Annotated in this window: 8 protein-coding genes; all 8 read left to right on the plus strand. The window is 61.2% G+C overall.

Annotation, left to right across the window (positions count from 1 at the left end):
- The first annotated feature begins 116 nt into the window (after positions 1-116).
- The 8 genes from L8K25_RS19510 (at position 117) to L8K25_RS19545 (ending at position 8,840) form a co-directional block, all read left to right on the plus strand.
- Positions 117-809, plus strand: a complete 693-nt coding sequence (locus L8K25_RS19510) for a VirB8/TrbF family protein (RefSeq protein ID WP_242140663.1) — start codon at positions 117-119, stop codon at positions 807-809.
- Entirely contained in the window at positions 806-1,648 is an 843-nt protein-coding gene (gene virB9 / locus L8K25_RS19515) for a P-type conjugative transfer protein VirB9 (RefSeq protein ID WP_242140664.1), read from the plus strand. Before L8K25_RS19510 ends, virB9 begins: the two co-directional genes overlap by 4 nt.
- 1 nt (position 1,649) lies before the next feature.
- A complete protein-coding gene (gene virB10, locus L8K25_RS22830; protein ID WP_242140665.1) occupies positions 1,650-2,858 on the plus strand; it encodes a type IV secretion system protein VirB10 in 1,209 nt (402 codons plus the stop codon).
- Complete coding sequence (virB11, locus tag L8K25_RS19525; protein ID WP_242140666.1) at positions 2,855-3,868, plus strand: P-type DNA transfer ATPase VirB11; 1,014 nt, start codon at positions 2,855-2,857, stop codon at positions 3,866-3,868. The genes virB10 and virB11 overlap by 4 nt, the downstream gene beginning before the upstream one ends.
- Complete coding sequence (locus L8K25_RS19530) at positions 3,858-5,657, plus strand: type IV secretory system conjugative DNA transfer family protein (protein ID WP_242140667.1); 1,800 nt, start codon at positions 3,858-3,860, stop codon at positions 5,655-5,657. The genes virB11 and L8K25_RS19530 overlap by 11 nt, the downstream gene beginning before the upstream one ends.
- 1 nt (position 5,658) lies before the next feature.
- The gene (locus L8K25_RS19535) at positions 5,659-6,396 is read left to right on the plus strand and encodes an LPD7 domain-containing protein (protein ID WP_242140668.1); all 738 of its coding nucleotides are present in this window, start codon (positions 5,659-5,661) and stop codon (positions 6,394-6,396) included.
- Positions 6,397-6,580: 184 nt separating this feature from the next.
- Complete coding sequence (locus tag L8K25_RS19540; RefSeq protein ID WP_242140669.1) at positions 6,581-8,191, plus strand: hypothetical protein; 1,611 nt, start codon at positions 6,581-6,583, stop codon at positions 8,189-8,191.
- A gap of 70 nt (positions 8,192-8,261) precedes the next feature.
- Positions 8,262-8,840, plus strand: a complete 579-nt coding sequence (locus L8K25_RS19545; RefSeq protein ID WP_242140670.1) for a hypothetical protein — start codon at positions 8,262-8,264, stop codon at positions 8,838-8,840.
- The last annotated feature ends 218 nt before the right edge of the window (positions 8,841-9,058 follow it).

Here is a 9,058-nt window from a genome sequence, read left to right on the forward strand (position 1 = left end):
GCCAGCGCGACGCCAAACCCTCAGGGGCCGTCGTCCAGCAACGAGCGGGTGCCGGCGATCGGAGCGTCGCCGAGCGCAAGCGCGGCCCTCCCGACCTCTTATGCGAGCTGCTGACAATGGCGATCGGCGTCAAAGACAACGACGAAGACCTCAAGAGCTATTTCGCGGAAGCGGAAGGCTGGGATCGTGACAGGTTCGTCACCGCTGCGCGCTCGCGGCGCGTCGCCTGGATAGTCGCGTCCGTGGCTATTGCGTTTGCGGCGATATGCGCTGCCGCAGTGTTGGCGCTCACGCCGTTGAAGACGGTCGTACCCTACGTCGTCACTGTCGATCGATCGACGGGTGCTACCGACGTCACCCAGGAGCTGCGCGGCGATAAGTCGATCACCTATGACGAGGCGATCCGGAAATACTTCCTGGCTGATTACGTCCGTTCGCGGGAGGGGTGGATTCCGCAGGCACGCGAAGAGTTCTTCCGCAAGGTGCTGGCGCTCTCAACGCGAGAGGAACAGGCGCGTTGGACGGCCTTCTACAAGAAGGACAATCCGGACTCTCCGCAAAATCAGCTCACCGCGAACGACGCGGTGTTTGTCGCGATCCGATCGGTCGCCTTCATATCGCCGAACGTCGCGCAGGTTCGCTTCGTGAAGCGCCTCGAACGCGATCAACAGGTGATCGAGACGCCGGCCATCGCGACCATCACTTTCGACGTGCTGTCCAAGCCTGAAACGGAATCTGGACGCTACGCCAACCCGCTCGGTTTCCAGGTGAAGTCCTACCGAGCCGATGCGGAGGTGCCGACACGATGAAGAGCATCCTGCTTATGGCCACAGCGCTGGGGGCGCTCGTGCCCGTGGCGGCCTTTGCCGAACAGACGCCGCGCCAGCTCGGACCGGATCAGCGCATCCGCGAGGTCAACTATACCGACGGTAATGTTATCAAAATCCGCAGCGGCTTTCGTACCGCGACGCAGATTGAGTTCGCCCCTGGCGAGGTCATCAAATTCGTCGCGATGGGCGACACGGTGTCATGGGAGGTCGCACCGGCAGATAATTCGCTGTTCGTGAAGCCCCGCGAACGGGCCGGGGTGACGAACCTGATCGTCGTGACGGAGTTTCAGGGCACGAAGCGCAACTACACTTTCGAGCTGACCGCCGTCGCCGGTGCGCGGGCGACGGGAACGTTCTTCAAGGTCCGGCTACGCTATCCCGAATATGAGGCGCAGCAAGCGGTTCTTGCCGCGCAACAGACGCAGCTCGCGGCTGCGCTGGCGGCGCAGAACGGCGCGGTGAAGGTGGCGCTCGACCTTGGTGTCCTCGAAGGCAAGCGCAACCTGAATTACAAGGTCGAAGGCTCCTCGGACATTCAACCGTCGGAGATTAGCGACAACGGTCAGTTCACCGTTTTGCGGTTCCCTAATCAACGCGAGATCCCCGCGATCTTCACCGTCAATCCCGACGGGAGCGAGGCGACGGCCGCGTTCGATGTGCGTGATGAGTTCGTGGTCGTCCACGGCATCTACAAGCAAATGCGCCTCCGCAGGGGCAAGGTCGTCCTCTGCATCTACAACGAAAGCCCGAGCTTCTACGGCCGCGATCCCAAAACGGACACGGCATCCGAAGTCGTCGAGCGCACGACGGAGAAGTGACGTGAGCGATAAACGATTCGACGTCGACGCCACGCCTGAAGCGGACGAGATCGACCGCACCCCCGCTGCCGACCGCCCGAACCGTATCCCGTCACTCAATGCGGCTCAATGGGACAACAAAAAGGTGCTGGTCGGCGCGGCACTCGCCGGCGGAATCGTCTTCGCGGCCCTGACGGTCGTCACCGGAACCGGGAGCAACAAGGCATTGGAAGTGAAGAAGGCGCCTCCTGCGGTCGAGGCGCCTTACGATCCCAAGTCGGTCATCGCACCGACGCTCGCCACGGCACCTCGCGATCCGAACGCCCCGGTGCAGCTCACTGGAACGCAGGTTCCCGCGATCGGCCCCGACGGTCAGCCCATCACCCCGTATCCATCGACCGGAACGTCAGGGCAGCAAACCCGCGAGCAGTCTGAAGCCGAGCGGCGCGCGAATGAGGCCCGCCAACTCAGCGACAATGCGCGGCGATCGACGCTGATCGCCTACAACGGCAACCAGAGCGGTCCGAGTGGCGGTCGCACGCTCGGCGGCAGCACCGGGGACAGTGGCGATGCGGCACCGCAGGGCGGTAGCGCCACGTCGGCGACCCGGACCAACCTCGATACGCTCAAGCAAACGTCGGCGATCGGCACCGCCACGGCTCGCATGATCGGCAACCGCAACTATCTCGTCACCGCAGGCGCGATCATCCCCTGCGTCCTGCAAACGGCGATGGACAGCACCGTGCCGGGCTACACCACCTGCATCATCCCTCGGGACATCTATTCGGACAACGGTCGCGTCGTGTTGCTCGAAAAGGGCACACGTGTTTTCGGCGAGTATCAGGGTGGCCTGCAACGCGGTCAGGGTCGGCTCTTCGCGATGTGGACGCGGGCGGTCACGCCGCGGGGTGTCGCAATCGATATAGGGTCACCGGCGTCCGACTCTCTTGGCCGCGCCGGCATCACCGGCAAAATCGATCGGTTCTTCTGGCAGCGATTCGGGGCTGCCCTTCTGTTCAGCGTTCTCGATACAGGCGGACAGATCGCAGGCCAGGCCGTCAGCCCGGCCGGGTCGACCGTCTTCCGCACCCCCGGCGATACCACCTCGTCCGTTCTGCAAGATACGCAAACGATCCGCCCCGTCGTGCGGGTCAACCAAGGGTCCGAGCTGGCGATCACCGTCGCGAAAGATTTTGATTTCTCCCAAGTCTACGGGCTCGGTCTGAAGTGAGCGCACCGGGCTTCCGCAACACGGCGATCCTCGATCATGCCGTTCGCCCGCTTCGCCGCTACCTCGACGAAGACGACGTGACGGAAGTCGTCATCAACGAACCTTTGGTCATCGGCGTCGAACGGCATGGCGGATGGACCTGGGAGGACGAGCCGGACCTTACCCTCGAGGCTCTCAACGGGCTGGCCCGCGCTGCCGCCGCGTTCACGTCGCAGGACGTGACGCGCGAGACGCCGATCTGCTCGACGGTCTTCCCGACCGGCGAGCGGGTCCAGCTCGTCCTCCCTCCCGTAGTACCGGACGGCACGGTCTCGATCACGGTGCGCAAACCGTCGACGAAGACGATGACGATGGCGGAGTTCGAAGCGAGCGGCCTATTTGCAGAAACCAAGGTCGCCACCAAAAGGGTCAGTCCGGTTGAGGAACGGCTGCTGGGCCTGCTCAACACCGGAAAGCACGTCGAGTTCTTCGACCTTGCCGTGCGAAGCCGGCTCAACATCCTGATCTCGGGCGCGACCGGCTCGGGGAAGACGACGTTTTCCAAGGGGCTCATCAAGCTCATTCCAGAGAATGAGCGGCTGCTTACGATCGAGGACACGCGCGAGCTTGTCGTGCCGCACAAGAACGTCGTTCACATGATCTATAGCAAGGATGGCACCGGCACCGCCAAGGTGACGGCGAAGGAGCTGCTGGAAAGCGCACTGCGCATGAGGCCCGATCGCATCCTGCTCCAGGAGCTGCGCGACGGGACAGCCTTTTTCTACCTCCGCAACGTCAACAGCGGTCATCCCGGATCGATCACGACCATACACGCGGACTCGGCCGAGTTGGCATTCGAGCAACTGACGCTGCTGGTGAAGGAGAGTGAGGGGGGTGCGGACCTCGCCCGCGACGACATTCGCTCGCTTCTGAAAATCCTCGTCGACGTCGTCGTCCAGATGAAGAAGGTCGACGGCAAATTTCGGATGACGGAAATCTACTACGACCCGGCCGGGCGTCATGCAGCCTAACCGGCGCACACTCCTCGCCTTTGGCATTCCGGTTGCGCTCGTCGTCGCGTTCCTGATCGCCTCTGTCATCGCCTGGATATATCTCGGGCTTCCCAGTGCCAAGTTCGACCCGCTCAAGATGCCGGCGTTCTTCTGGTACTATCGGCACGATCCGATCGTGCTGAAGGCTTTCGGCGCCGGCATGGGGATCGGCCTCTTCCTCGCGGCGATCACGATCTGGTGGTTCGTCAAACTCAAACCGCCCCTGCATGGCGCTGCGCGCTTCGCTCGGGAGAGCGAGATTCGTCGCGCCGGCTTCCGTGCCGCGAACGGCATCGTCTTGGGTAAGAAAGGCGGCAAGTTCCTCACATTCGGGGGGAGCGAACATTGCATCGTCGAGGCCCCTACCCGTTCCGGCAAGGGCGTCGGCATCGTCATCCCCAACCTGTTGTCATGGCAGGAATCCGTCGTCGTCCTCGACGTAAAGCGCGAGAATTGGGATGCGACGGCCGGCTTTCGCGAGAAGCACGGCCAGGCCGTCTACCTGTTCAACCCGACCGAACCGGACGGCCGAACCGCCCGCTACAATCCACTCGGCTACATCGATCGCATCGATCCCGACGAGGTAATCATCGAACTGCAGAAGATCGCCACGATGCTGTTCGTCGCGCCCGAACGGGGCGAGCCATTCTGGACGGACTCGGCACGTACCGCCTTCGTCGGAGTGGGGGCCTGTCTCGCGGTTTCCGATCGGCCGTTCACGATCGGCTCGATCTACCGCTTGATGACGACCGGCGACACGCGCGGGTTCTTCCGCCGAGTTCTCGAGGAACGACACGATCTGTCGCAAGGTTGCCGCAACGCCCTCGCCGACTTCACGTCCGGCGCCGACAACACGTTCGCGGGCATCGTCCAGACCGTCACCTCCAAGCTGAGCCTGTGGCTCAACCCACGGGTCGACGCGGCGACGGAGACGAGCGATTTCGATCTGCGCGAGCTGCGCACAACCCCTATGTCGGTCTATCTCGGTGTATCGCCCGACGAGTTGGACCGAGTCGCGCCGCTCTACAATCTGCTGTTTCAACAGTTGATCGACCTCAACGTGCGCGAGCTGCCGGGTACGCAGACCCCGCTACAGGTTCTCGTCATCCTAGACGAGTTTGCACGCATCGGCCGCGCACAGACGATCGCCAGCGCCTTCTCCTACGTTGCTGGCTACGGCATCCGACTTTTGCCGGTGATCCAGTCCAGGTCGCAGCTCCGCGCGGTATATGGCGAGCATGTCGCCAATGAGATCGTCGCTAATTGCGGGGTAGAAGTTGCCTTCACGCCAAAGGAGCTGCGTGTCGCAAATGAGCTATCCGAGCGGATCGGATATGTCGGTCAGGAATCCGTCACTAAGTCGCTGACCATCCACGGCATCCTCGCCAACCGCTCCAAGTCCATGTCCGATCAGCGCCGAGCTCTCCTGCTGCCGCAGGAGCTGATGCAATTCCCCGATACCGAACTGCTTCTGCTCAGGGGCGGCATCCCGCCCATTCACGGCGATAAGATACGGTATTTCGGGGACGCTCTGTTCCGTAGCCGCGTCACGAAGGCACCCGTGGTGGTGCCGATCCCGCAGACGGTCGATGACGATGAGGAACTGCCGGCTTGCGTCGAGCCGACGTTCGACCAGCTCACCGATCCCGATCCAATGTCGTTCGCGATGGATAGCGTCGTCATCCAGGATTTCCCCGACATGCTCATCGACGTTTCAACCGAGCAACGGGGCGACGAACTTGTAGGTATGATCGAACAGGAGCGGTGAAATGGATCAAAAAACCGATACTGCCGGCGTTGAGGCCGATCGACGCCGTCGTACGATGGAGGTGCCGTCCGATCTGGAATCAAGGTTCCTGCGGGTCGGCAACAAGCTCTATCGCAGCCCACATGACAAAGAGCCAATCGCGACGATCACCCCCGATCGCATTAAGGCCAAGGATAGAGAATCGCTGCCCGATCTGATCCGTCTGGCCAAAGAGAATGGATGGACGTCGCTTCGGATCGACGGCGATGAAGAATTTAAGCGTGCAGCCTATCTCGCGGCTACGGCGCAGGGGCTGAAGATCGACGGCTACCAACCGGACGCGAAGACGAAAGCTGCGGCCGAACGCGAACAGGCTCGTCAACCTGGCGCAGCGTCGACGAAAGCGCGGGACGCTCGCACAGCGAGCCAGGTTCGCGACAGCAAGGAACAGCCCGACCCCGGACGCGATCTAGCCGAGCGATTTCGTCGACAAACGGATGTCCAAAATGCCAAAGACCCTGATCTGCGCAAGGCACAAAGCCATGTCGCACTTGCGATGGTTGTGGCGGCCGATCGCTTCCCGGGTGAGCATACTAAGCAGCGTGAGTTCGTAGCCGAGCGCAAGGAGGAAGTCGCTGCCCGGATCGATCGGGGCGAACGGATCGCCGGCGTCGAGGTCAAGCAAAAGCAGGATCAGCAGGTCCGCGATATGACCCAGGAAGTGATCTACGAGAAGTCTCGCTCGATCGCGGGGCGGTGATAGTAGGGTGTGCCACGTGGCACACCTCCCCGCCTCCCTACTCCGAATGGCAGTTTTTTTGAGAAAGCGCGATTGGAGGGGGCAACCTTCTCGCTCGACGGCCCTGTTGGAAAGCCGTCAGAGCGAAGCTGATGCAAAATTTCCGCATTTGGCGGTATCCATGCTCTGTCAGTCAGGGATGCCTATGCCAATCCAGCAAAGATATTTTGAATTCCGCGATGTGCTGCTTCTGCAAGGGCAGTCGTGGATACCGCTTCGCCACGATGCCGATATCGCCATCGATGCACCGGAGCAGGGCATTGTGGAGCTGCGGGAGTATACGGGCATAGCCACCGCCGCCATCTTCGACATTCACAAGTCTAAAGCCGAAAAGGTCGGGTGGAGCGACCTTGGTGTTGGTGCGCACCGGGGCGGCATGGAGCCATGGGGCTACCGCGCTTCAGACCTGTTCTATTACGGTTCCGATCAGTTGATCGGTATCAACCTAGTGATCGACCAGTATCTTGAGGACGAACACCTCCACGTTTGGCATCTGCATCCTGATCTGATCGTGGCCCTCCGGCTTCTGCGCGAGGGGGACTGCTGGTTCCGCCCGGAGGAGGGTTGGGCCGAAATCGCGCGACTGAAGCGGGATGCAGAATCTCGACCGATGCTCCTGGAGATCAGGGCGGAGTTCCTTGGCGACTATCTTAGTGCCCGCGGCATGGCGCTATATTGCTCAAGCTACCGCCAACGTACCACCACCACCGTCAATAAACCGGTCTATAGCTGGCCAAATGACACCTTCGCTGAAGCCGTTGGCAGGGACGAGCGCGAGGGACGAGTCGGCACGGGGCACTGGCCGGCGTCGAATGATCAGTACCGGACAATGGGCGCAATGTGGCGAACGGAATGGGTTAAACCAAGCGGGCTCAGTACCCGCATCCGAGGCGACAAGGATCCCCACACAACCAGCTTCGTACTGGAAAATGACGGCACACGCTCGCCGGGCGATGACTTGTCACGCGTGTCCACCTGGCTGTATTTCGACCCAACCGTCGTTTCCACGTTGATGCGCCATCGCGGCGCGAGCCTGCACTGGTACAGCGCGGATACGGGAAGCTTGGGTGCCAGCACCAGCGTCCATTTTGGGGTAAACCGTCTCGGTCTGATCACGGTCTTTGCTAAGGACATCGGTGCACTCGATCCTTGGGAGCAGCGGCTGTGGAGCGCTCACAACGTTACACCCGAAGGCGGCGTAGCGAACGAGTTGTTTGCCGCGCAGATGGAAGTGACACCTGCGAGTACCGTGGCCCCGGAGTCCCAACTGGCAACGGCCCTCGACGAGATTGATGCGACTTTTAACAGTAAATACGGGGTCCCGCTCCTTCGCGACGACGAGGCTGTTCCAAGGCTGTTGCGCCGAGCGCACCGGTTCCAAGCGGCCGAGGCGGGGGGCTTGCTAGAGCTCTCCAAGGAGGTAACCCGGCTTTTCATGGAACGGATCGACGTCGATGCGGTCCTCGCGCCGCTGAACCTGCCAAAGCCCAAAAATGCCAAAAAGCCAGGATCGAACAAGGCGCTCGAAAAACTTCTCAGTAGCCTAGTCCCCGAGGCCGACGCTCGCACGATGGTGGCACCACTCTTCGGAATCTACGATTTGCGGCTTGCCGATGCACATCTTGGATCGAGCAATATCGCCAGCGGCAAAGTGCGAGCAGGTGTCGATGCTACCACGCCGGCAGCTACGCAAGGTCGCCAGTTGCTGGACACGTTCGTGGCTACGCTCCGTCAGATTGCGGCAGTTTTCGGCTAACCGCGGTTATCGTCTCGCTTAAGTCTCGCTAGACCAGCGCACTTAGGACGCTGGTGGGAGCATATTGGCAATGGTGAGCTTCAGTAATTTCCGGACGCTGGATCCGGAAACTGCCGACCTCGCCCGCGAATTGGTCGAAAATGCGGATCGGCAACGCTCGTCCTTCATGTCGTTCATGAGCCTTTGGATGGGCTTCAACGGTTGGATGGAGTCGGTGACCGGCGCTGATCATGACGCCGCCATGATAACGGCTATCGCCGAAAACCGACGGGCCACGGATGCCTACGAACAGCTGATGCAGGATGACGATTTCAAACGAAGAGTGTTGGCATTCTCTGAGCTATGGCCAGTGGTCAACGTCCGTGATGTACGGCAGAAGCTCGGTCGCGACGCCTTCTGGGCGCAGGAGCGCGATGATCTGTTTGACCGCTGTCGGCGTGAAGGTGTGAAAATGCAGCCGCTTGGATGGGCGGACAGGGACGTCCCAACCTGGCCGCAGCTGTTGCGGGTTATCTATTGCGTTCGCTGTAACCTGTTCCACGGCGCGAAATCACCACAGCATGGTCGAGATCGCGACCTGGTACGCCGATCCGATCGGATCTTACGGCAATTTATTGAGCGCAGCCGCTGTTTCGAGTGGACCGACTAATCGGCTTCACCGGAGCGCCGCAAGCTTGAAAGGTAGACTGGCGCAGACCGCGCGCGCACCTTTCCATATCCATCATGACAGCGAAGGACGGGTCATTAGCACGATCACAAGCATGGACTTACGGCTCGTCGAACAACTCGTCGACTTCGTCCGCGGGAAAGGGTTTGTGCTCGACTTTTCCGACGTCACCTTCTCTGAGTTTTTCACGCAACAAATGC

The sequence above is a fragment of the Sphingomonas sp. TREG-RG-20F-R18-01 genome (genome assembly GCF_022662475.1).
GTDB lineage: Bacteria > Pseudomonadota > Alphaproteobacteria > Sphingomonadales > Sphingomonadaceae > Sphingomonas.